Genomic DNA, 260 nt, shown 5'->3' with positions numbered 1-260 from the left:
TAGGCATCTTGCATCCACACCAGACGGTTGACGACGCCGCGATGCTCGTTCATCGCTCCCTTGGGTGCACCGGTCGATCCGGAGGTGTAGATCACATACGCCAAATGGCGTGCGGTCAGGCCATTGGCGTGGCGGTCGGGATTACTGTCTGGCAGATGCGCCCAATGCTCACTGTCGGCTTGCAGATCGACGATCACCGCCGCAGTGGCACTGCATTCGACCAGGCGACGACTGGCGGCATCCGTCAGCACCGCCACCGC

General features: G+C 62.7%; 1 protein-coding gene. It reads right to left on the bottom strand.

What is annotated here, in order from left to right; all coding sequences use genetic code 11:
• Positions 1–260: AMP-binding protein (locus XalbCFBP2523_RS16135; protein ID WP_146084178.1), on the bottom strand; the 260-nt coding region annotated here is incomplete at both ends.

Origin of the sequence: Xanthomonas albilineans, assembly GCF_002939705.1 — a bacterium.
Classification (GTDB): Bacteria; Pseudomonadota; Gammaproteobacteria; order Xanthomonadales; family Xanthomonadaceae; genus Xanthomonas_A; species Xanthomonas_A albilineans.
Note: the sequence above shows the minus strand (reverse complement) of the source record. Positions and strands in the feature narration are given on the sequence as shown.